Origin of the sequence: Pseudomonas sp. A34-9 (assembly GCF_029543085.1) — a bacterium.
GTDB lineage: Bacteria > Pseudomonadota > Gammaproteobacteria > Pseudomonadales > Pseudomonadaceae > Aquipseudomonas.
The window spans coordinates 3,092,951-3,114,976 of the sequence record NZ_CP119967.1 but is presented as its reverse complement, the minus strand read 5'-3'; the positions used below and the strand labels follow the sequence as shown (position 1 = coordinate 3,114,976).

18 protein-coding genes are annotated in these 22,026 nt (G+C 60.1%); 11 read left to right on the top strand and 7 right to left on the bottom strand.

Annotation, left to right across the window (positions count from 1 at the left end):
• Positions 1 to 51: 51 nt before the first annotated feature.
• The 5 genes from P3G59_RS13900 (at position 52) to P3G59_RS13880 (ending at position 5,390) form a co-directional block, all read left to right on the top strand.
• Positions 52 to 1,080 carry a LacI family DNA-binding transcriptional regulator gene (locus tag P3G59_RS13900; RefSeq protein WP_277762002.1) on the top strand — a complete coding sequence of 343 codons (1,029 nt, stop codon included), beginning with the start codon at positions 52 to 54 and terminating at the stop codon, positions 1,078 to 1,080.
• Between the two features lie 166 nt (positions 1,081 to 1,246).
• Positions 1,247 to 2,029 carry a TIM barrel protein gene (locus tag P3G59_RS13895; protein ID WP_277762001.1) on the top strand — a complete coding sequence of 261 codons (783 nt, stop codon included), beginning with the start codon at positions 1,247 to 1,249 and terminating at the stop codon, positions 2,027 to 2,029.
• Positions 2,022 to 3,020 carry a sugar kinase gene (locus tag P3G59_RS13890; RefSeq protein ID WP_277762000.1) on the top strand — a complete coding sequence of 333 codons (999 nt, stop codon included), beginning with the start codon at positions 2,022 to 2,024 and terminating at the stop codon, positions 3,018 to 3,020. Before P3G59_RS13895 ends, P3G59_RS13890 begins: the two co-directional genes overlap by 8 nt.
• 81 nt (positions 3,021 to 3,101) lie before the next feature.
• On the top strand, positions 3,102 to 4,400 hold the full coding sequence (locus tag P3G59_RS13885; protein ID WP_277761999.1) for an MFS transporter: 1,299 nt from the start codon (positions 3,102 to 3,104) through the stop codon (positions 4,398 to 4,400).
• 12 nt (positions 4,401 to 4,412) lie between these two features.
• Entirely contained in the window at positions 4,413 to 5,390 is a 978-nt protein-coding gene (locus P3G59_RS13880; protein ID WP_277761998.1) for a D-glycerate dehydrogenase, read from the top strand.
• Between the two features lie 130 nt (positions 5,391 to 5,520).
• Here P3G59_RS13880 and P3G59_RS13875 read toward each other — a convergent pair whose 3' ends face one another.
• From P3G59_RS13875 to P3G59_RS13860, 4 genes are all read right to left on the bottom strand, one after another.
• Complete coding sequence (locus tag P3G59_RS13875; protein ID WP_277761997.1) at positions 5,521 to 6,708, bottom strand: aminotransferase class I/II-fold pyridoxal phosphate-dependent enzyme; 1,188 nt, start codon at positions 6,706 to 6,708, stop codon at positions 5,521 to 5,523.
• A 41-nt stretch (positions 6,709 to 6,749) separates the two neighbouring features.
• A complete protein-coding gene (locus tag P3G59_RS13870; RefSeq protein ID WP_277761996.1) occupies positions 6,750 to 8,375 on the bottom strand; it encodes a methyl-accepting chemotaxis protein in 1,626 nt (541 codons plus the stop codon).
• A 306-nt stretch (positions 8,376 to 8,681) separates the two neighbouring features.
• Positions 8,682 to 9,821, bottom strand: a complete 1,140-nt coding sequence (locus tag P3G59_RS13865; RefSeq protein ID WP_277761995.1) for a glycerate kinase — start codon at positions 9,819 to 9,821, stop codon at positions 8,682 to 8,684.
• Between the two features lie 216 nt (positions 9,822 to 10,037).
• Positions 10,038 to 11,156 carry a sugar diacid recognition domain-containing protein gene (locus P3G59_RS13860; protein ID WP_277761994.1) on the bottom strand — a complete coding sequence of 373 codons (1,119 nt, stop codon included), beginning with the start codon at positions 11,154 to 11,156 and terminating at the stop codon, positions 10,038 to 10,040.
• Positions 11,157 to 11,327: 171 nt separating this feature from the next.
• Here P3G59_RS13860 and P3G59_RS13855 point away from each other — a divergent pair, with 171 nt between their 5' ends.
• Complete coding sequence (locus P3G59_RS13855) at positions 11,328 to 12,638, top strand: MFS transporter (RefSeq protein ID WP_277761993.1); 1,311 nt, start codon at positions 11,328 to 11,330, stop codon at positions 12,636 to 12,638.
• 245 nt (positions 12,639 to 12,883) lie between these two features.
• Here the strand turns inward: P3G59_RS13855 and P3G59_RS13850 are convergent, their stop codons facing one another.
• Positions 12,884 to 13,291, bottom strand: a complete 408-nt coding sequence (locus tag P3G59_RS13850) for a hypothetical protein (protein WP_277761992.1) — start codon at positions 13,289 to 13,291, stop codon at positions 12,884 to 12,886.
• Positions 13,292 to 13,389: 98 nt separating this feature from the next.
• Here P3G59_RS13850 and P3G59_RS13845 point away from each other — a divergent pair, with 98 nt between their 5' ends.
• The 4 genes from P3G59_RS13845 to rarD all read left to right on the top strand — a co-directional run bounded on the left by P3G59_RS13845 (position 13,390) and on the right by rarD (position 18,625).
• A complete protein-coding gene (locus P3G59_RS13845) occupies positions 13,390 to 14,289 on the top strand; it encodes a LysR family transcriptional regulator (protein ID WP_277761991.1) in 900 nt (299 codons plus the stop codon).
• A gap of 68 nt (positions 14,290 to 14,357) precedes the next feature.
• Positions 14,358 to 15,371, top strand: a complete 1,014-nt coding sequence (locus P3G59_RS13840) for an aldo/keto reductase (RefSeq protein ID WP_277761990.1) — start codon at positions 14,358 to 14,360, stop codon at positions 15,369 to 15,371.
• A gap of 112 nt (positions 15,372 to 15,483) precedes the next feature.
• Positions 15,484 to 17,589, top strand: coding sequence for an acyltransferase family protein (locus P3G59_RS13835; protein ID WP_277761989.1), 2,106 nt, complete (start codon positions 15,484 to 15,486; stop codon positions 17,587 to 17,589).
• Positions 17,590 to 17,743: 154 nt separating this feature from the next.
• A complete protein-coding gene (rarD, locus tag P3G59_RS13830; protein WP_277762153.1) occupies positions 17,744 to 18,625 on the top strand; it encodes an EamA family transporter RarD in 882 nt (293 codons plus the stop codon).
• Between the two features lie 146 nt (positions 18,626 to 18,771).
• On the opposite strand, the gene hppD is transcribed toward rarD, so the two are convergent.
• Both hppD and P3G59_RS13820 read right to left on the bottom strand, forming a co-directional pair.
• On the bottom strand, positions 18,772 to 19,836 hold the full coding sequence (gene hppD, locus P3G59_RS13825) for a 4-hydroxyphenylpyruvate dioxygenase (RefSeq protein ID WP_277761988.1): 1,065 nt from the start codon (positions 19,834 to 19,836) through the stop codon (positions 18,772 to 18,774).
• A 245-nt stretch (positions 19,837 to 20,081) separates the two neighbouring features.
• Positions 20,082 to 21,029, bottom strand: coding sequence for a DMT family transporter (locus tag P3G59_RS13820; RefSeq protein ID WP_277761987.1), 948 nt, complete (start codon positions 21,027 to 21,029; stop codon positions 20,082 to 20,084).
• A 78-nt stretch (positions 21,030 to 21,107) separates the two neighbouring features.
• Between P3G59_RS13820 and P3G59_RS13815 the strand changes: the two genes are divergently transcribed.
• A complete protein-coding gene (locus P3G59_RS13815) occupies positions 21,108 to 21,977 on the top strand; it encodes a LysR family transcriptional regulator (RefSeq protein WP_277761986.1) in 870 nt (289 codons plus the stop codon).
• The last annotated feature ends 49 nt before the right edge of the window (positions 21,978 to 22,026 follow it).

Sequence of the window (22,026 nt, the reverse complement as noted above, 5' to 3'; positions counted from 1 at the left end):
ACCGGTTTCAGAAACTTACGCTGTAGCATCCAACAATAAGAAATCCACGCCATGACCGACTTCTCCACCGCCCAACGCAGCCGTGTAACCATGCTCGACGTCGCCGAGCGCGCCGGCGTGTCCAAGGCCAGCGTCTCGCGCTTCATCGGCGATGACCGCGCCCTGCTCTCCGATGCCATCGCTCAGCGCATCGAGCACGCCATCGCCGAGCTCGGGTACCGACCTAACCAGATGGCTCGCGGCCTGAAACGCGGGCGCACTCGCCTGATCGGCATGCTGGTAGCCGATATCCGTAACCCTTATTCAATTGCCGTGATGCACGGGGTGGAGACCGCCTGCCGTGCGCACGGCTACAGCCTGGTGGTGTGCAACACCGACCGCGATGACGAGCAGGAGCGCCAGCATCTGGCCCTGTTGCGTTCGTACAACATCGAAGGGTTGATCGTGAACACCTTGGGCCACCACCGTGACGAGTTGCATGAATTGCACCGCGAGATGCCCCTGGTGCTGGTCGATCGCAAGGTCGATGGGCTCGACAGCGACATGATTGGCTTGAACAACCCGCAAGCGGTGGAGATGGCGCTGGCCCATCTTGAACAACGTGGCTATCGCAATGTGCTGCTGGTGACCGAGCCGTATGACGGCACCAGTTCGCGGATCGAGCGGGTCAGCAGTTTTCAAGCGCAGGTGGCTCAGCGTTCCGGGTTGGCGGGCGCCGTTGTTGAAACGGGCGTGGAACTCGCCACTCATCTTCAGACTTTTTTAAACAACGCTACGAATGGTCCGAAGGCACTGTTTTGCGCCAACGGCGTGGCGGCGCTGGCAGCGACTACAGCGTTGCGCGAAATCGGCTGTCGGCTGTTTGAGGATGTCGGGCTGATCGCTCTGGATGATCTGGATTGGTATCCGTTGGTGGGCAGCGGGATTACCGCGCTGGCTCAGCCGACGCAGGAGATTGGCGCGCGGGCGTTTGAGTGTTTGCTCAAGCGCTTGCGTGGGGATGATGAGGTGGCGCGGGTGGTGGATTTTGCGCCGGTGCTGGTTGAGCGTGGGTCAACCCGTGAGGTTGGTAGTGCTTGATCTGACGCCTTCGCGAGCAGGCTCGCTCCCACAGGTGACCGCGTTCCAAATGTGGGAGCGACGGTGCGACGATTCGACCTGCTCGCGAAGGCGCCCGAAAGAACAACACAAAAACACCTGATATTTTTTTGAACAAAAATGAAACCGGTTTCAGAGGTCAATAACAATGAATAAACCCGCCGTTTCCATCAGTCTGTCCAGCTACGGCGCCGAGCTTGTGCGCCAGCGTGGGCAGGATGCTTTCATCGATGTTCTGGCTGCGGCCGGGGCCAATCGCATCGAGTGGCGCGAAGAGTTGCTGACGCGCGAAGACCCAGCGCAACTGGCTCAGGCCACCCAGGCACAGGGCCTGCAAAGCATCTATTCCTCCCCCACCGAACTGTGGCTGGCTGGTCAGGCGCAGCCCAATCCCGAGTTGATTACCGCGCTGCAACAGGCCGAAGCGTTCGGCTCAAAATGGCTCAAGGTTTCTCTCGGCTACTTCACCGACACCAATGATCTGCAGGCTTTGGCCGAACGTTTGAAGCACAGTCCGGTGCAACTGCTGGTGGAAAACGACCAGACCTTGCACGGCGGACGCATCGAACCGTTTCAGCGCTTCTTCGCTGCCGTTGAGCAGCACAATCTGCCGATCCGGATGACCTTCGACATCGGCAACTGGCAGTGGCAGGACCAGTCCGCCACCAGCGCTGCCCGTCTGCTCGGCCGGCATGTCGGCTATGTGCACTGCAAAGCCGTGGCCCGTCGCCCCGACGGCAAACTGGTGGCGGTGCCCCCCGCCGTCAGTGACCTGCATCTGTGGGAACAACTGCTGCGGCATATGGCCCAAGGCGTTATGCGCGCCGCCGAATATCCGTTGCAAGGCGAGGATCTGGTGCAACTGACCACCGAGCATGTCGCCGCCCTCGCCCGCCTCGGCCAATCCCGTCTGGAGCCTGCTCATGTCTGAGATCGATATTCTCTCGTTCGGCGAAACCATGGCGATGCTGGTCGCTGAGCAGACTGGCGATCTGGCCGCGGTCGAACACTTTCACAAGCGCATTGCCGGAGCCGACAGCAATGTCGCGATCGGGCTATCGCGGCTGGGCTTCAACGTCGCGTGGCTGAGCCGGGTCGGCAATGATTCGCTCGGGCGCTTTGTGGTCGAGACCTTGATCAACGAAGGCCTGGATTGCAGCCATGTCGAAGTCGATAAGCAGCATCCGACCGGTTTCCAGTTCAAATCGCGCAATGACGATGGCAGCGACCCGCAGGTCGAGTACTTCCGGCGCGGTTCGGCGGCCAGTCATTTGTCGCCGCAGTCGATTTCCCCAAACCTGCTGAGCGCGCGGCACCTGCACGCCACCGGCATTCCGCCGGCGTTGTCCGCGTCGGCGCGGGAGATGTCTTTCGAATTGATGACGCGTATGCGCAACGCCGGCCGTAGCGTGTCGTTCGATCCCAATCTGCGTCCGAGCCTGTGGGCCAGCGAGCGCGAGATGATCCGCGAGATCAACCGCCTCGCCGCCCTTGCCCATTGGGTGCTGCCGGGTTTGAGCGAAGGCCGTTTGCTGACCGGTTTCGAAGACCCGGCGGACATTGCCGCGTTCTATCTCGACCAAGGTGCCGAAGCCGTGGCGATCAAACTTGGCCCGCAGGGTGCCTATTACCGCACCCAGCTGGATCAGGGGTTTGTCGCTGGCGTGCCGGTGGCCAATGTCGTCGATACGGTCGGCGCCGGTGATGGCTTTGCGGTGGGGATGATCAGCGCCCTGCTGGAGCATCAGGGTTTTGCCGAGGCGGTGCAGCGGGCGAACTGGATTGGCAGTCGCGCGGTGCAGAGTCGCGGGGATATGGAGGGTTTGCCGACCCGGGCGGAACTTGATCGATCGTTCCCACGCTCCAGCCTGGGAATGCATACCGTGACGCTCCGCGTCACAGAGGACGCGGAGCGTCCTTAGAGGCGTTCCCACGCACAGCGTGGGGACGAGAAGTTGTTTGAACCTGCTGCGACAAAAACAACAAGCTCAGGAGCAAGACCCATGAAAACCGCAACCCTCGCCACCCGCCGCTGGTGGTACATCATGCCGATCGTATTCATCACCTACAGCCTGGCGTATCTCGATCGCGCCAATTACGGCTTCGCTGCCGCCTCGGGCATGGCCGCCGACCTGATGATCACCCCGGGCCTGTCGTCGCTGCTCGGCGCGCTGTTCTTTCTCGGTTACTTTTTCTTCCAGGTGCCGGGCGCGATGTACGCGCAAAAACACAGCGTGAAGAAGCTGATTTTCGTCAGCCTGATCCTCTGGGGTGGCCTCGCGACGTTGACCGGCGTGGTCTCCAACGCCTATTGGCTGATCGTCATCCGCTTCATGCTCGGCGTGGTCGAAGCGGCGGTGATGCCGGCGATGCTGGTCTATCTGTGCCATTGGTTCACCCGTGCCGAACGCTCGCGGGCCAACACGTTTCTGATCCTCGGCAACCCGGTGACGATGCTGTGGATGTCAGTGGTTTCGGGTTATCTGGTGCAGCATTTCAGCTGGCGCTGGATGTTCATCATCGAAGGCTTGCCGGCGGTGCTGTGGGCGTTTATCTGGTGGCGTCTGGCCGATGATCGTCCGGCTCAGGCCAAGTGGCTCTCTGATCAGGAAAAGCAGGATCTGGAAAGCGCATTGGCCGCCGAACAGGTCGGCATCAAAGCGGTGAAGAATTACGCCGAGGCCTTCCGTTCGCCGAAGGTGATCATTCTCGCGCTGCAGTTTTTCTGCTGGAGCATCGGCGTTTACGGCTTTGTGCTGTGGCTGCCGTCGATCCTCAAGGCCGGCGCACAAATGGACATGATCGAGGCCGGTTGGTTGTCGGCGCTGCCGTATCTGGCGGCGGTGATCGGCATGCTCGTGGTGTCGTGGGGGTCGGACAAACTGCAGAAGCGCAAACGCTTTGTCTGGCCGCCACTGCTGATCGCCTCGATTGCGTTTTACGGCTCCTACGCACTGGGCGCCGAGCATTTCTGGTGGTCGTACACGCTGCTGGTGATTGCCGGCGCCTGCATGTACGCGCCTTACGGGCCGTTCTTTGCCATCGTCCCGGAGATTCTTCCGGCCAACGTTGCCGGTGGCGCCATGGCGCTGATCAACAGCATGGGCGCGCTCGGTTCGTTCGGCGGCTCGTACCTGGTCGGTTACCTGAACAGCTCCACCGGTTCGCCTGGCGCTTCGTATCTGCTGATGAGCGGCGCGTTGCTGCTGTCGGTGGTGCTGACGATTTTTCTCAAGCCCGGCGCCAGTGATCGCGTCGTCGCCAAAGCCGTTGCCACGCGTGCCGTGCCAGCGCATTCCTGAAGAGACTTTCCCATGAAAAAGCAGGTTGTGTTGTACAAGAAACTTTCGCCCGCGCTGATGGCGCGGTTGCAGGAACAGTGCGAGGTGACGCTGATCAATAGCCTCGACGCCGACGGCCTCATGCAACTGCGCGACGCCCTGCCCCGCGCTCACGGTTTGCTCGGCGCCAGCCTGAAACTGGATGCCGCGCTGCTCGATCTGGCGCCGCAACTCGAAGCGATTGCCAGTGTTTCGGTGGGCGTCGACAACTACGACATCGATTACCTGAACCAACGCCAGATCCTCCTGAGCAACACCCCGGACGTGCTCACCGAAACCACCGCCGACACCGGTTTCGCCCTGATCCTCGCCGCCGCGCGGCGTGTGGTCGAACTGGCGAACATGGTGCGCAGCGGTCAATGGAGCCGCAACATCGGCCCGGCGCATTTCGGCACCGATGTGCATGGCAAGACGCTGGGGATTATCGGCATGGGCCGCATCGGCGAGGCGCTGGCGCAGCGTGGGCATTTCGGTTTTGGCATGCCGGTGATCTATCACAGCCAGTCGCGCAAACCGGCGGTCGAGGCGCGATTCGATGCGCACTACCGCAGCCTCGAAGATCTGCTCCAGCAAGCCGATTTCATTTGCCTGACCTTGCCGCTCACCGCGCAGACCGAAGGGTTGATCGGCGCTAAGCAGTTTGCGCTGATGCGACCGCAAAGCATCTTCATCAACATCTCGCGGGGCAAAGTCGTTGATGAAGCGGCGATGATTGATGCCCTGCGTCATCAGCGAATTCGTGCGGCGGGGCTGGATGTATTTGAGCGTGAGCCGCTGAATCATGATTCGCCGCTGTTGCAACTGAATAATGTGGTGGCGACGCCGCACATGGGCTCGGCGACGCATGAGACGCGTGAGGCGATGGCGCGGTGTGCGGTGGAGAATCTGTTGGCGGCGTTGAGTGGAGAGAAGCCGGCGAATCTGGTGAATCCATCGGCCTGGCAGGGCTGAGACCTGATCATTCCCACGCTCTGCGTGGGAATGCAGCCGGGGACGCTCTGCGTCCCTTCTGGAAGCTGGACGCGGAGCGTCCCTTGAGGCATTCCCACGCGGAGCGTAGGAACGATCAATCTGTGAAGTGTCAGGCACTGCGCGCCTGTAATAGCTGCGCCGCACACAGCGCAATCCGCGCACAGGCATCCGCCAGTTTCACCCGGTCCAGCACCAGTCCGATCCGGATATGCCCCGCCGCACTCGGCCCGAACGCCTCACCGGCGAGGACCGAAACCCCATAGCCTTCCAGCAATCGCTCGGCAAACGCCTGAGCGCCCAACCCGGTCTGGCGGACATCGACCATCACGAACATGCCGCCATCAGGGCGAATCGGGTACAGCCCCGGACAACCCTGCAAACGCTCGCAGACCAAGTCCCGGCGCAGCCGATATTCCTCGCGCATCTGCGTCACTTCCGGCAGGTCTGACTGCAACGCAATCTCTGCGGCTTTCTGCACAAAATCCGGCAACCCGAACAACATGCTCAACGACAAATTGACCAAATGCTCGGCCAGCGATTTCGGCCCGATCATCCAGCCGATGCGCCAGCCGGTCATGGCGTGGGACTTCGACAGGCTGTTGATCGTCGCCGTGCGTTCGGCCATGCCCGGCAAACTCGCCGGACTGACGTGCAGGCCTTCGTAGAGCAGTTCGCTGTAGACCTCGTCGCTGATCAGCCACAAGTCATGCCGCACGCAGAGCGCCGCCAGTTCCTGCCAGATCAGCAGTGACAGGCTCGCGCCGCTGGGATTGTTCGGACTGTTGAGCAGCATGGCGCGGGTTTTCGGCGTGATCCGCGCGGCGACATCGACCGGGTCGACGCGAAAACCGTTTTCCGGCCGCACCGGCACTGGCACCACTGTCGCGCCGCACGCGCCAAACACGCCTTCGTAGGTGACATACATCGGTTCGGCGACAATCACTTCATCGCCTGGATCAAGCAGACATTGCGCCACCGAATACACCGCGCATTGCGCGCCGGGCATAACGATGACGTGGTCGGCTTCGACCGCTTGCCCGCTGCGCCGACGATGGCGTTCGGCGATCAGCGTGCGCAGCGCCAAACGGCCACGTACTTCGGAATAATGGGTATCGCCGGCCAACAAGCTGTCGATCGCGCCGTGGACAATCGGCAAAGGCGTGTCGAAATCCGGATCGCCGATGCTCAGCAGCAGGATATCGACACCCTCGGCGCGCAACTCCAGCGCTCGGTCGTGAATCTGCCAGGCGGCGGCTCCTTCCCCGGCGATTCGTTGGGTCAAGGCTGAATAGCGCATGTACGTCTCCTGATTGCGCGGTCTCCAGCCTTCACCGTATCTCAAATCACGAAACGCGCCACCATGGCGTTCAAATCTACCGCCAGACGCGACAGTTCGTGGGTCGCAGCGCTGGTCTGGTTGGCCCCGGCGGCCGATTGCGTGGCCAGATCGCGGATGTTGACGAGGTTGCGGTCGACCTCGCGCGACACTTGTGCCTGTTCTTCCGAGGCGCTGGCAATCACCAGGTTGCGTTCGTTGATCTGATGGATCGACTGGGTGATCTGCTCCAGCGCCACGCCGGCCGCGCGGGCCATTTCCAGGGTGGTCTGGGTGCGCTGGTTGCTTTGCTGCATCGACGAAACCGCTTCGCCGGTGCCGTTCTGAATGCCGGCGACCATTTTTTCGATTTCCTGAGTCGACTGTGCGGTGCGATGGGCCAGTGCACGCACTTCGTCCGCGACCACCGCAAACCCGCGTCCGGCCTCACCGGCGCGGGCCGCTTCAATGGCCGCGTTGAGCGCCAGCAGGTTGGTCTGTTCGGCGATGGCGCGGATCACGTCGAGGACTTTGCCGATGTCACGGCCCTGTGCGGCGAGGCCTTCGATCATGTGCGCGGTGTTTTGCACATCGTGAGTCATGGTCTGGATCGCGTCGACGGTCTTCACCACTTGATCGCGACCTTCGCGGGCGGCGTGGGTCGACTGGTTCGAGGCTTCGGAGGTCGACACGGCGTTGCGCGCGACTTCCTCGACGGCAGCGGTCATCTCGTTGACGGCGGTGGCGGCTTGCTCGATTTCGTTGTTCTGCTGCTGCAGGCCACGGGAGGCTTCTTCAGTCACCGCGCTGAGTTCTTCGGCAGCGGCGCCCAGTTGCGTGGCGGAGCCGGCGATCTGCTCGATGGTTTTGCGCAGGTTGCTCTGCATGGCGGCGAGCGCTTCGAGCAGGCGGGCCGGTTCGTCTTTGCCGTCGATTTCGATGGTTTTGGTCAGGTTGCCGCTGGCGATGGTTTGCGCGGCCTGCACGGCGCGGTTCAGCGGGGAGACGATGCTGCGCGTCAGCAGCCAGGCGAGTAACACGGTGGCCAGCGCCGCCACCACGGCGACAACAATGATCCCGGTGATGGCGCTGTCGTAGTGTTCTCCGGCCTGGATCGACGCCGCTTTAGCGTCAGCGGCGTTGATCGCGATCAGTTTGTTGAGCTGCTCGCCCATCTGGTCGGTACCGTCCTTGATGCGCGTGTTGATCAGGGTACGCATCTCGTCGAGTTTGTCCTGGCGCGACAGCTCCATCATTTGATTTTGCGCTTGCAGGTAGTTGTCCAGCGTGGTCGCGAAGGTCTGGTACAACGCCCGTTCTTCCGGGCCGGCCGGCAGCGCGGCATAACCGGCCTGCGCGGCGCGAACCTTGTCGACCAGCACGCCGATGCGCGTTTGCGCCTCCTGCAACCCGGCCGCTTCGCGGTTGACCAGTACACGGAACGACAGAATCCGCAGACGCAGGACGTTTTCAGTCACCACGCTGAGCTGGGTCACGCTGGGAAGTTGCGTCGAATCCATCTCGACGGACGCCTGACGGATGATCGACATGCGATTGACGGCGAACACGCCGAGCACGATCACCAGCAAGGCGATAAAGGCAAAACCGAGGAAGGCACGGGGCGCGATATTCAGGTTACGCAGGGACATAGTTGAGCTCTCGAAAGATAGAAACTACGAGCGTCCATGCGTCATCACTGGCCCGAGGGAAGGGCTTCAGTCCGGCGTCACTGTTTTAAGAGGTTTTGTGCGCGCCTGTTAGCTGTATCGGCCAGGCTTTAGGAAGATTGCGGGTCAAGCGCAATTATTTTTCAGGGTGTTACAGCAATGAAACACTGTTGATTGTTTGTGTAGGAGCTGTCGAATGCAACGAGGCTGCGATCTTTTGATTCTGTTTATAAAGATCAAAAGATCGCAGCCTCGTTGCACTCGACAGCTCCTAAAAAGGGAGGTTGATCAGCGTTTGGCGGCGAGCTGCCAGACGCGGGCGATGTCGGTGGCGCGTTCACGCAACAGGCGCGGTGCTTCAGCGCAGGCCTGCTCCAGCGTCATCGGGCCGCTGGTCACGGCGAATGCCGCATCAATGCCGTGATCGTAGAGTGCCTGATAACCCTCGCCCAACGTGCCGGCGATGACAATCACCGGCACGTCGTGTTGCTTGGCAATCCGCGCCACGCCGAACGGCGTTTTGCCGCGCAAGGTCTGGGCATCGAAGCGCCCTTCCCCGGTAATCACCAGATTGGCACCTTGGACGGCTTCGGCGAGGCCGACCAGTTCGGCGACCACTTCCACCCCGGCTTGAAACTGCGCGCCGAGAAAGGCCTTGGCCGCGAACCCCAAACCACCCGCCGCACCGCTGCCCGGCTCGTCACGGACGTCTTTGCCCAACGCTTGCGCGCAGAGTTCGGCGAAGTGCCCCAACGCCAGATCGAGTTGCTGCACCTGCGCCGGCGACGCGCCTTTCTGCGGGCCAAAAATCACCGAGGCACCGTGCGCGCCGCACAATGGGTTGTCCACGTCGGCCGCAATATCGAAACGCACCTGCGCCAGACGCGGGTCGAGTTCGCTCAGGTCCAACTGCGCCAGTTGCGCCAACGCCAGGCCGCCGGGCACCAGCGTCTGATGCTGCGCATCGAGCAGTTTCACGCCCAACGCCTGCATCGCCCCGGCGCCGCCATCGTTGGTCGCACTGCCGCCAATCGCCAGAATCACCCGTTGCGCGCCGGCATCCAGCGCTGCGCGAATCAGTTCGCCGGTGCCGAAAGTGCTGCTGATGCAGGCATCGCGTTGTCCCAGCGGCACCAATTGCAAACCGCTGGCCTCGGCCATTTCAATGATTGCCGTGTGGTTGTGCGGCAACCAGCCCCATGCAGCGTCGACCGGCGCACCCAACGGGCCACGCACACGGGTGCGGCGCAGTTCGCCTGCGCAGGCAGCAAGAATCGATTCGACCGTGCCTTCACCGCCGTCGGCCATCGGGCATTTGACCAGTGTCGCGTGCGGCCAGACCTGCGCCAGGCCCAACGCAATGGCCTCGGCAACGCCTTGGGCGCTTAGGCTGTCCTTGAACGAATCGGGGGCGATGACGATCTTCATGCGAATTCTCCGGTTGCAATGCTCCTCATGCTGCCAGTCGGCCTGCGCGTTGACGCCTGTCCGCTGCACAAGTGGCGGGGGCGTTTATTGTTCATTTTCACAAAAGGCTGTGCGGTGAATGTACCGCCGCCATCGCGAGCAGGCTCACTCCTACAGGGGAATGCATTCCAAATGCAGGAGTGAGCTGCTCGCGATGGCGTCTTTGAATACGCCCAATTAACCCGGATCAGTCTGCGGCAGCAGCTGCACCCCAAGATACAGCGCCAGCATTCCGTCCAGCCGCAACGGATCGACCCCGCTCAACTCGGCAATCCGCTCCATCCGATAACGCAAACTGTTGCGATGAATCCCCAACGCCTCGGCACAGGCCTGACTCTGGCCATCGTGCTCACACCAACTGCGCAGCGTCGCCAGCAACTGGCCGTTGCCGTCCTTGGCGATCACTTTACGCAGCGGCTTGAGCAATTCGTCCAGTGCATCGTCATTACGATGCCGCCACAACATCACCGGCAGGCGATAGCGGTTCAGCGTCAGCAGTCGCGAGTGCGGCAACACTTCCCGGCCATAGGCGAGCAAATCACCGACGCGTCGATAGCAACGACGCAGCCCGGCCAGTCCATCGGCCTGCCCGCCCACGGCGATGCGCAGAATCTTCCAGCCGAGGCCGTCGAGTTTTTCCAGCAAACGGTCATGCTCGACGTGTTGACTCGCCGGCCGGCACCACAGCAGCGACGACTTCGCCGAACTCACGCACCAACTGTCCGGATAACGCGAGGTCAGCCAGGCACTCAGCGCCTCAACGGTTTGCCCCGGCCCGTGTTCAAGACCCAGCTCGAACAGATAGGGCACCCGCGTCATTTGCGGCTTGAGCCCGAGTTGCTGCGCCTCATCGACCAGACGCGGCGAATCGCCCGCCTCACTCAACAGCAGCGCGAGCAGATCATCACAACGCTGGCGCCGCCATTGCTGCTCGGCCTGCTGATTGCGCTGGCCGACCAGCATTTCGGCGGTCATGCGCACCAACTCGGCGTAAGTGCGCAGTTGCTCCGGTTCACCGGTAATCCCAAGCACGCCGATCAAGCGTTGATCAAGCAACAGCGGCAGGTTGATCCCCGGTTGCACGCCCTTCAGATGCACGGCCGTTTGCGCGTCGATCTCCACCACGCGCCCGTTGGCTAGCACCAGTTGCGCACCTTCGTGACGGGTGTTGATGCGCTCCGGTTCGCCACTGCCGAGGATCAGCCCCTGGCTGTCCATGACGTTGACGTTGTAGGGCAAAATGGCCATGGCCCGGTCGACGATGTCCTGGGCGAGGTCGTGATCGAGTTCGAACATAGCGGCGGCAATCCTTGATTTATGGCACTGGCAGTTGTTCACCCGCACAGGGTCTGGCGGCAAACCCTGTGCTCAGGCACAAAGACAATCCGGCCAAAGGTGACCGAGACTCTCGGGGCGATCAACGTTACCCTTTGCATCGCAAAAAATCATAATAAAGAGAGAGCCGCTATGTCGCAGAGCGCCGCAGCTACCCAGACCATCGATGACGATAAAAACGCCGTCTACAAACGCATCACCCTGCGTTTGATCCCCTTCATCTTCATCTGCTACCTGTTCAACTACCTCGACCGGGTCAACGTTGGATTTGCCAAACTGCAGATGCTCGACGCCCTGAAATTCAGCGAAACCGTGTACGGCCTCGGTGCCGGTATCTTCTTCATCGGCTACGTGCTGTGCGGCGTGCCGAGCAATCTGGCATTGACCAAATTCGGCCCACGGCGCTGGATCGCCGTGATGATGATCACTTGGGGCACACTGTCCACTTGCCTGTTGTTCGTCACCACCCCGACCGAGTTCTACACTCTGCGCCTGTTCACTGGTGCGGCAGAGGCCGGGTTCTTCCCGGGCGTCGTGCTGTACCTTTCGCAGTGGTTCCCGACCTTCCGCCGTGGCCGGATCATGGCGTTGTTCATGTCGGCGATCCCGGTGTCCGGTTTGCTTGGCAGCCCGTTCTCCGGCTGGATTCTCAATCACTTCGCCGCAGGGCAAGGTGGTTTGGCGGGTTGGCAGTGGATGTTCCTGCTGCAAGGCATTCCAACCGTGATCCTCGGCGCCCTCGCCTATTTCCTGCTGAGCGACAGCTTCGCCAACGCGAAGTGGCTGAGCCCGCATGAGCGCGCCGTGCTCGAAGCGGATCAGGCCGAAGACTTGGCGAACAAGCCGAAGACCACGTCCGACTCGCTGCTTGCAGTGTTCAAGAACCCGGCAATCTGGGCGTTTGGCCTGATCTATTTCTGCATCCAGAGCGGCGTGTACGCGATCAACTTCTGGCTGCCGTCGATCATCAAGAACCTTGGCTTCAGCGATAACTTGGTGATCGGCTGGCTGAGTGCGATTCCGTATCTGTTGGCAGCGGTGTTCATGCTGCTGGTCGGGCGTTCGGCAGACTTGCGCAAGGAACGCCGCTGGCATTTGGTGGTGCCGATGCTGATGGGCGCGATCGGCCTGGTGATTGCGGTGAATTTCGCGGCCAACCCGGCCATCGCGATTCTCGGTCTGACCATTGCCACCATGGGCGCGTTGACTGGCCTGCCGATGTTCTGGCCGGTGCCGACGGCGATGTTGAGCGCGGGCGCGGCGGCTGGAGGTCTGGCGTTGATCAACTCGATGGGGCAGATGGCCGGTTTCCTCAGTCCGTATCTGGTGGGTTGGGTCAAGGACAGCACGGGGTCGACCGATGCGGCGTTGTATCTGCTGGCGGGTGTGATTGTGGGCGGGAGTCTGCTGGCGTTGCGCATGACGCGCACGTTGCGTGCTTGAGGTTTTGATGCGAGGAAGAACGGCCCTTTTCAGGGCCGTTTTTTATTGGGGTTTCGGCTGGGCTTTTGTGGTGTTCTGGAGATCTTTGCCCCCTCACCCCAGCCCTCTCCCCCAGGGGGGCGAGGGGGAAAGGGAGCCGATCTTCGGTTTTTTCAAGACCTGAGTTCGACTCGGGGAAAGGGAGGCGATTTTGGTGCTTTTCAAGACCTGAGTTCGACTCGGTATCGCACGTCGGCGTAGCTCGCTCAAACACCACGGTCAGTCCCCTCTCCCTCTGGGAGAGGGCTAGGGTGAGGGGCTTTTAATGCGTTCAGCTCAATCACCAGACCACCGGGCATTTGCACGAAAATCTGCGCGATCCCCTCGCCCGGCACCTGCGCCAGTTGATACGGCAATCCACTGTCACGCACCCGCTGCAACACCGTTTCCGCCGGCTCATCAGTACGAAACGCGATATGGCTCAGTGCGGTGTCGTCGGGCAGCGGCCGCTCGATCACATGCACCATCGCGTGCTCATCCTGATACAGCCAACGCCCGGGAAACGGAAATGGCGGTCGCCGACCGGGTTTCAGCCCGAGCAAGCGAGCGAAATCGTCCTGCAACGTCTGGCCGTCAGCGGTATTGAACGCCAGATGATCGAATGTCCAGGTCATGGGCCTCTCCTGCGATGGTTGATGGGTTACAGCATCTACCCTTGCCAATCACGGAAAAATCCCGCAAATACGCAAAGATCTTTAAAGGATTTTTAGCAATGAGCTCGATTCTCGATTTGCAAATCTTCGTCCGCGTCGCCGATGCTGGCAGCATTTCTGCCGCCGCTCGCGCCCTGGAACTGACCCCGTCCGCCGCAAGTATTGCGCTGAAGCGCCTGGAAACCCGCCTCGGCATCCGTTTGTTCGCGCGCTCCACCCGCAGTATTCGTCTGACCGAAGAAGGTCGCTGCTATCTGCAAAGCGTACGCCTGGCACTGGCGGCACTGGCCGAGGGCGAGCAGGCACTCAAGCAACAAAAAGAAGGCCTGAGCGGCGTATTGCAACTGGCGGCGCCGTCGGACTTCGGGCGCAACGTATTGTTGCCGTGGCTCGACGATTTCAAGCGCGAACACCCGAATATTCAACTGCAACTGCTGCTCAACGACCGTCACGCCGATCTGTTTCGTGAGACCGTCGACGTCGCACTGCGCTTTGGCGTGCCGAGTGATTCGACACTGGTGGCCCTGCCCATTCTGCCGCAGCACCGACGCATCGCTTGCGCCAGCCCTGGCTATCTGGCGCGCCATGGCAGCCCGCAACATCCCGCTGAATTGAGCGAGCACAGCGCCCTGCTCTACTGGCGTAATGGGCAGCCCTACAACAGTTGGCGCTTCAGTCGCGGCAGTGAAACGCTGGAAGTCGAGGTCCACGGCGACTACCTCAGCGACGACGGCGAAGTCGCCCGCCGCTGGGCGCTGGCCGGGCATGGCATCGCTTACAAAGCCTGGCTGGATATCGCCGAAGACGTGCGCGCCGGCCGGTTGGTGACATTGTTCGCTGATTGGCAAGGTGAAAGTGCGCCGTTCAATTTGCTCTGTCCACACCGGGTACAAGTGTCTGAACGGGTCAGGGTATTGCAGGGGTTTCTGCAAGAGCGCTGCGCACAATTGAGCCAATAATTTACTTTGCCGCATCGCACGCTTCTGGTATTTGATTAGCGCTTTCCCACCGACAAAAGGATTTCGGCATGAGCTTTCGCACACTCGGGCATTCGGGGTTGCAGGTGTCCACCCTCACCCTCGGTACGATGATGTTTGGCGAGCAGACCAGCGCTGAGGATTCGCTGCGTATCATCGACAAGGCCTGGGATCAGGGGATCAATTTCATCGACACCGCTGACGTCTACACCAACGGTCGCTCCGAAGAGATCGTCGGTGAAGCGATTGCCCGTCATCGGCATGAGTGGGTGCTGGCGACCAAGGTCGGTTTCGGCCCGGTGGACGGTGTGCCGAATCGCAGCGGCTTGAGCCGCAAACACATTTTTAATGGCATCGATGCCAGCCTGACCCGGCTCGGCACGGACTATCTGGACATTTATTACCTGCACCGCGAAGACCACAACACGCCGCTGGAAGTGAGCGTGTCAGCCATTGGCGATCTGATTCGCCAGGGCAAGATTCGTTATTGGGGGTTGTCGAACTATCGCGGCTGGCGGATCGCCGAGGTGATTCGCATCGCCGATAAACTCGGCGTGGACCGCCCGGTGATCAGCCAGCCGTTGTATAACATCGTCAACCGTCAGGCCGAGACCGAACAGATCACCGCAGCGCAAACCTACGGCCTGGGCGTGGTGCCTTACAGCCCGCTGGCGCGTGGGGTGCTCAGCGGCAAATACGCGCCGGATGTGCAGCCGGACGCCAACAGCCGCGCCGGTCGTCAAGACAAACGCATTCTGGAAACCGAGTGGCGCGTGGAATCACTGCGCATTGCCCAGCAGATTCAGCAGTACACCGAACAGCGCGGCGTCGGGATGGTGGAGTTTGCGATTGCCTGGGTGTTGAACAACAGCGCAGTGACGTCGGCGATTGTCGGGCCGCGCACCGAAGCGCAATGGGATGCGTATACCAAGGCACAGGCCGTGAAGATCACGGCAGCAGATGAGGCGTTTATCGATTCGCTGGTGACGCCGGGCCATGCATCGACGCCGGGATTCAACGATGTCAGTCATTTTGTGTCGGGGCGTAAACTGCGCCTGGTTTAAGCGTTTCCCCTTGTCCAGCAACAGCCGATACAATCGGCTGTTTTTCGTTGAAGCAAGCGCAATCAAACGGATGATTTGATTGATCGTTGAGAAATAAACAAGGACTTGATACATGCTCAATCGCCCCGTTGAGGTACCCAGGACGCCTTCGCGCGGGCTGCTGTTCAAACTGTTTGCCGACAAGGTTCCTGCGCCAGCAGCGACCGCAACTGTCGGGGATCGCAAACCCTCTATTGATTACCGTGCGGACATCGACGGGCTGCGCGCAATCGCGGTGTTGCTGGTGCTGATTTTCCACGGCGGCCTGGCGTTCTTCCCGTCCGGGTTTATTGGCGTCGATATCTTCTTCGTGATCTCGGGTTATTTGACCACCGCAATCATCATGAAGTCGCTGCACAATGGCACGTTCACGTTCTCGGGGTTTTACACGCGGCGCATCTGGCGCCTGCAACCGGCCGTCATTGCGTTGCTGGTCGCAACGCTGATCGTCACCACGTTGCTTTACTTGCCCGATGACTATGTCGACTTTCTCAAAAGCGAGAAGTACACGTCGTTAATCATCTCCAACCAGTACTTTTCCAAAGTAACCACGGGTTACGCCACGCCCGATGCGGCCAGTCTGCCGCTCTTGCACACCTGGTCGCTGGCCATCGAATGGCAGTGGTATCTGGCGCTGCCATTGGGCCTCTGGTTGCTCTACCGTTATCTGGCGAAGAGCCTTTTCAAAGCGGCGGTGCTCGGCTTGACCCTGGCGGCCATGGCGCTTGCGCTGTACCTGTCTTATTCGGCTCCTGAAAAAAACTACTATTTCTTCACCGCGCGAATTTTCGAATTGATGATTGGCTCCTGCGCGGTCATCTTCAGCACGGGCACGTTCAGGCTCAATCGCCTGAGCGCCACGCTGGTCTGCGCGCTTGCGCTGGCGACGATCATCTACTGCGCCACCCTGGAAGATATCCTGCCGGGCTTTCCGCGCTACCACGCCATTGCCGTGTGCCTCGCAACGGCAGCCTTAATGTTTAAGGGTGTTGGCGATGCAAGCATCACTTCGAAACTGCTGGCGTTCAAACCGCTGGTGTTTATCGGCACGCTTTCGTACTCCTTGTACTTGTGGCACTGGCCGATCCTGGCGGTGATGAGTTACATGGGCATCGCGCTCACCCCGCCGATGACGATCGTTTACTTCGTATCCACGTTCGTCACAGCCTGGCTCTGCTATGTGTTGATCGAAAACCGCTTTCGAAAGGCCAGGCTCGGCTTTGCCAAAACCCTGGTCGTGCTAATGATCGTGCCGGCAATCGGCCTGTCCCTGCTCCACGCTGCCAGCGTCAGACAAGAAGGCTGGCCGAACCGCTTCAACCAAGGTTACAACGACGTGTTCAACGGCTTGAAAGCGTCTGTTCCGGTCACTCGCGAGGCATGCCTGGGAGTCAGCGATGGCGCCGACCCTGGCTGTATCTCGGGCGCCGCACAAGCTGCACCGCAAATATTGCTGATGGGCGATTCGTTTTCGAATCATTACTGGGGCTTTGTCGAAACACTGGCCAAGGATGCCAATCTTGCCGTGCTTACACAGGGCTATCCGGCGTGCCTCGCCTTGCCCGGAATCTACCTCTATGACGTGAATAAACACACCAACGGGCTTTATCAAAAATGCCACAACGCCGCTCAACGTTATTACGACATGATCGCGAAGCAGCATTTCAAGTATGTGATCGTGGGTCAGTTCTGGGAGGCCTATCTCGACGATGAGATCGTCACCAGACTCGATGACCCGCGCAGCCCGGAGCTGTCAAGACAACGCCTCGGCACAGCGATCCGCAAGGCCCTGGATATCATTGTCGAATCTGGTGCTACACCGGTCTTTCTGGAAAATACGTTGCCCATGCCTGCGGGGATCAACACGTGCTTGCTGCAACAGGTCAAATTGCGCGGATTAATGGGCAGTGCCGAGCAAAGCAGCCTCTGCGCCACTGCGCCATGGTCGGGCGCAAAAGAGCCGGTGCTGGAACAACTGTTCAATGACCTGAAGAGCGAATATCCCGGTTTAATCGTCATTGACCCGAAAATCGTGCAATGCAAAGACGACGCATGCATGACCACCGTCGACGGTTTGCCGGTCTATCGTGACATTGGTCATATCACCGATTACGCCTCCTACAAGTTCGGCGAGATGTATCTGATGCGCTTCGGCAATCCGTTGAAGGTTGTTCAGTGATGTCGGCTTTTAAAGGCAAGGTCAAAAGATCGCAGCCTGCGGCAGCGCCTACAATGGAATGTGTGTGAAGAATATTGAGCATCCGGCCAATATTCAGCACAAAAACCACGTATCCTTCGCGCCCCGTTTGACCATCAACCCCCGCGAGGACAGTTTGTCTAAAGGTATCGCTCTATCGGTTTCAGCCTCGGTGCTGTTTGCCGTCATGTATTACTACACCTCGCTGCTCACACCGTTGAGTGGCGTAGAGATTTTCGGCTGGCGGATGCTGCTGACCGTACCGTGCATGACCGTGTTCATGCTGGTGTCCGGGGAATGGCGGCGGGTGCTGGAGCTGGTTCGTGTGGTCGCGGCGCAGCCAAAACTGCTCGCCGGGTTGATCGTCTCGGCTGCCCTGCTCGGTGTGCAACTGTGGCTGTTCATGTGGGCGCCGCTCAACGGCTACAGCCTCGACGTGTCGCTGGGCTACTTTCTGCTGCCGCTGGCGATGGTCCTGACCGGACGGATTGCCTACGGCGAGAGCCTGTCGTACCTGCAAAAAGTTGCGGTGTTCTTCGCCACCCTGGGCGTGTTGAACGAGTTGTATCAAGTCGGCGGTTTTTCCTGGGCGACACTGGTGGTCGTGATCGGTTACCCGCTGTATTTCGTCCTGCGCAAATACCTGAAAACCGACCACCTCGGCGGCTTGTGGGTCGACATGACCCTGATGCTGCCGGTCGCCTACTGGTTTGTGCAGGGCGGCGAGCAAGGTTTTGGCGTGTTTGATCAATACCCGGGGCTGATGTGGCTGATCCCGCTGCTCGGTCTGATCAGCGCGTCGGCGCTGGTGGTGTACATCATTGCCAGCCGTTTGCTGCCGTTCAGTCTGTTTGGCCTGTTGAGTTATGTTGAGCCGGTGCTGTTGCTTGGCGTGGCGTTGTTGCTCGGTGAGAGCATCAAGTCCGGGGAATGGCTGACGTATATTCCGATCTGGCTGGCGGTTTTGGTGCTGATCTTCGAAGGCTTCAAACACCTGACGCGGCAACGCCGCCCTTAAAAGCAAAAGATCGCAGCCTGCGGCAACTCCTACAGGGAAGATGCCTTCTAAATACAGGAGCTGCCGCAGGCTGCGATCTTTTGATCTTGAAAAAAATCCCGGCGCTGCATCTCTGCAGGCCGGGATTTTTTCATTTCAGTGACCGATTACTCGGTGGCAAGCACACCACGACGCACCTGATCGCGTTCGATCGACTCGAACAGGGCCTTGAAGTTGCCCTCGCCGAAACCATCATCGCCTTTGCGCTGGATGAATTCGAAGAACACCGGGCCCATCAGGGTTTCCGAGAAGATCTGCAGCAGCAGACGCTTGTCACCCCCATCGAGCAGGATGCCGCGCGATTGCAGTTGATCAACCGGCTCGCCGTGATTCGGCAGACGACCTTCGAGCATTTCGTAATAGGTGTCCGGCGGCGCGGTCATGAAGCGCATGCCGATCTTCTTCAACTGATCCCAGGTCTTGATCAGGTCGTCGGTGAGGAACGCAACGTGCTGGATGCCCTCGCCGTTGAACTGCATCAGGAACTCTTCGATCTGGCCGGCGCCTTTGGACGATTCTTCGTTCAGCGGGATGCGGATCATGCCGTCCGGTGCGGTCATCGCTTTCGAGGTCAGGCCGGTGTATTCGCCCTTGATGTCGAAGTAGCGGATCTCGCGGAAGTTGAACAGCTTCTCGTAGAAGTTCGCCCAGTAAGCCATGCGACCGCGATATACGTTGTGGGTCAGGTGGTCGATGATCTTCAGACCAGCGCCAACCGGATTGCGGTCAACGCCTTCGATAAACACGAAGTCGATGTCGTAGATCGAGCTGCCTTCGCCAAAACGGTCGATCAGGTACAGCGGCGCGCCGCCAATGCCTTTGATCGCTGGCAGGTTCAGCTCCATCGGACCGGTTTCGATGTGGATCGGCTGAGCGCCGAGTTCCAGTGCGCGGTTGTAGGCTTTCTGCGAATCCTTGACGCGGAACGCCATCCCGCAAACCGACGGGCCGTGCTCGGCGGCGAAGTACGAAGCGACGCTGTTGGGTTCGTTGTTGAGGATCAGGTTGATCGCGCCCTGGCGGTACAGGTGCACGTTCTTGGAGCGGTGGGTCGCGACTTTGGTGAAGCCCATGATCTCGAAGATCGGCTCCAGGGTGCCCGGCACCGGCGATGCGAGCTCGATGAATTCAAAGCCCATCAGGCCCATTGGGTTTTCGTATAAATCTGCCATGGTGGCACCTCATCATTTCTTATCAATTAACCAGGGTTATTTGTCAGTCATGTGAGGTCGGTGGGTGGCGCGCAGGAGATGCCACGCACACTGCGGGCGAGGAAGTCACCGTAGATCAGTTGAAACCCGAATATCTTCATTGTCGACCCAAGGCTCTTGCGGGCGAGGCTTCTGCTGCCAGAAGACGATTATTATTGTATGCGTAACCCGATTCTACACAGCGTAAATAGGCTTGTCTGCTCTCTCTATAAAATCCGCTTTCTGGCGCCCGGTGCAAGGGGTTTGTTGCACAGGTAAATGCCCGTCAGGATCAGTGCGCCACCCCCGCACATGGCCAATGTCAGTTGTTCGCCCAGCAACACGGCGCCGAAGAGAACGGCCGTCAATGGGTTCAACGCGATAAACACGCCGCTGCGCGTCGCGCCGATTTTACGCAGGCCGTCGTAGTAACCGATGTAGGCCAGCGCCGAGCCGAGGATGCCGAGGTACAGCAGGCTCAACCATTGCGGCAGTCCCAGATCGTTCAGCGCCGCCCAGCTCAGTTCGCCGCGCACAGCCGCCAGAACCCACAACATGAGCGTGCCGATCAGGATCGAGTACGTCACGGTCTGCAGCGGCCCCAGCGTCTGATTCAGCTCACGGGAAAACAACGAGTAAACACCCCAACCCAGCACACAGCCAAGGATCAACAGATCACCGATCCATGCGTCAGGCGTTGCAGCCAGTAATTGCGGATTACGGCTGACGATCACCAGACCGGCGCCAACAATACAGGTCGCGATGCCGGCGACTTTCACCCGGCCCAAGCGTTCTTTGAACAGCCACCACGAGGCAAGACCGATCACCGCCGGGTTCAACGCGACAATCAATGAGGCCCGCGATGCGTTGATGTATTGCAGACCATAAAAGAAGCACAGGTTGTAGAAGAAAATTCCGAAGAACCCCAGCAGCGCCAGTTGCAACCATTGCCGTGGCGTTGGACGCGCCAAGGGGATCCGCGCCAGCCACAAGAAACCCTGCAGCGCGGCACTGGCGAGCAAGAAGCGCAGGCTGGCCGCAACGATCGGACTCAGACCGCCGGCGAGGAAACGCCCGGCGACAAAGGTCCCGCCCCAGACCATGGTCACCGCCGCCAGTGTCAGATAAACCGGGATGTCGGACGACGTTGTATGCAGTTGCTCGACGTTGCGCATGAGGCTCCAGACCCAAGAACTTGAGGAATGCCGTATCATTCGCTTCATTTCTTGTCATCGTAAAATGAGCAAACACTCATGACCCTCACTCAACTGGAAATCTTCTCGCTCGTTGCCGAGCTGCGCGGGTTTACCCTCGCGGCCCATCGGCTGGGGATTTCGCAGTCGGCGGTGTCCCACGCGATGAAGTCGCTGGAGCAGGAACTCGGCGTCGAACTGCTGCGTCGGCACCAGTCTTCAGTGGAACTCAGTGACATCGGTGAGCAATTACTGCTGCGCGCCCGCGCCATGCTCGGTCTGGCCAACACCTTGCGCCAGGAAGCCGCCGATGCTCGCGGCATGAAAACCGGCACTCTGCGCATCGGCTCGTTCGGACCAACCTCGTCGATCAAACTGTTACCCGGGATTCTGCGGCAATATCGAGAGGCGCATCCGGGCATCGAAGTGCACATTGATGAAGGGCCGGATCGACAAGTGACGCAATGGCTGGAGGAGCGGCGGATCGACATCGGTTTCGTGGTGCTGCCAGAGGAGCGCTTCGACACGTTTGCCTTGATCCAGGACCAGATGGTTGCCCTGCTGCCGGTGGGCCATCCGCTGGCAGCACGGTCGGCGTTGAGCCTCAAAGAGTTGTGCGACGCGCCGTTTGTGCTGACCGAGGCCGGTTCTTCGGAACTGGTGTCGCGGCTGTTCATGGCCGCGCGTTTACAACCGAATATCCGCTATCGCTGCTCGCAACTGCTCAGCACCCTCGACACGGTCAGCCGGGGTGACGCCATTACGATTGTTGCCGAAGGCTCACTACCGCAGGAGGCAACGCCTCGCTATGTGAAGAAGCCATTATTGCCCGCCGTACAGCGTCAGGTTGGCCTTGCTGTCCTTGATCAACGCCAGGCGTCTCCCGCTACGCTGGCCTTTATCGAGTTGGCAACGCGGATGAAGCACTGATGAGCGGCGCAAGCGCCTTCGGCCATCTATCCTCCCCCCTGGCTGATGT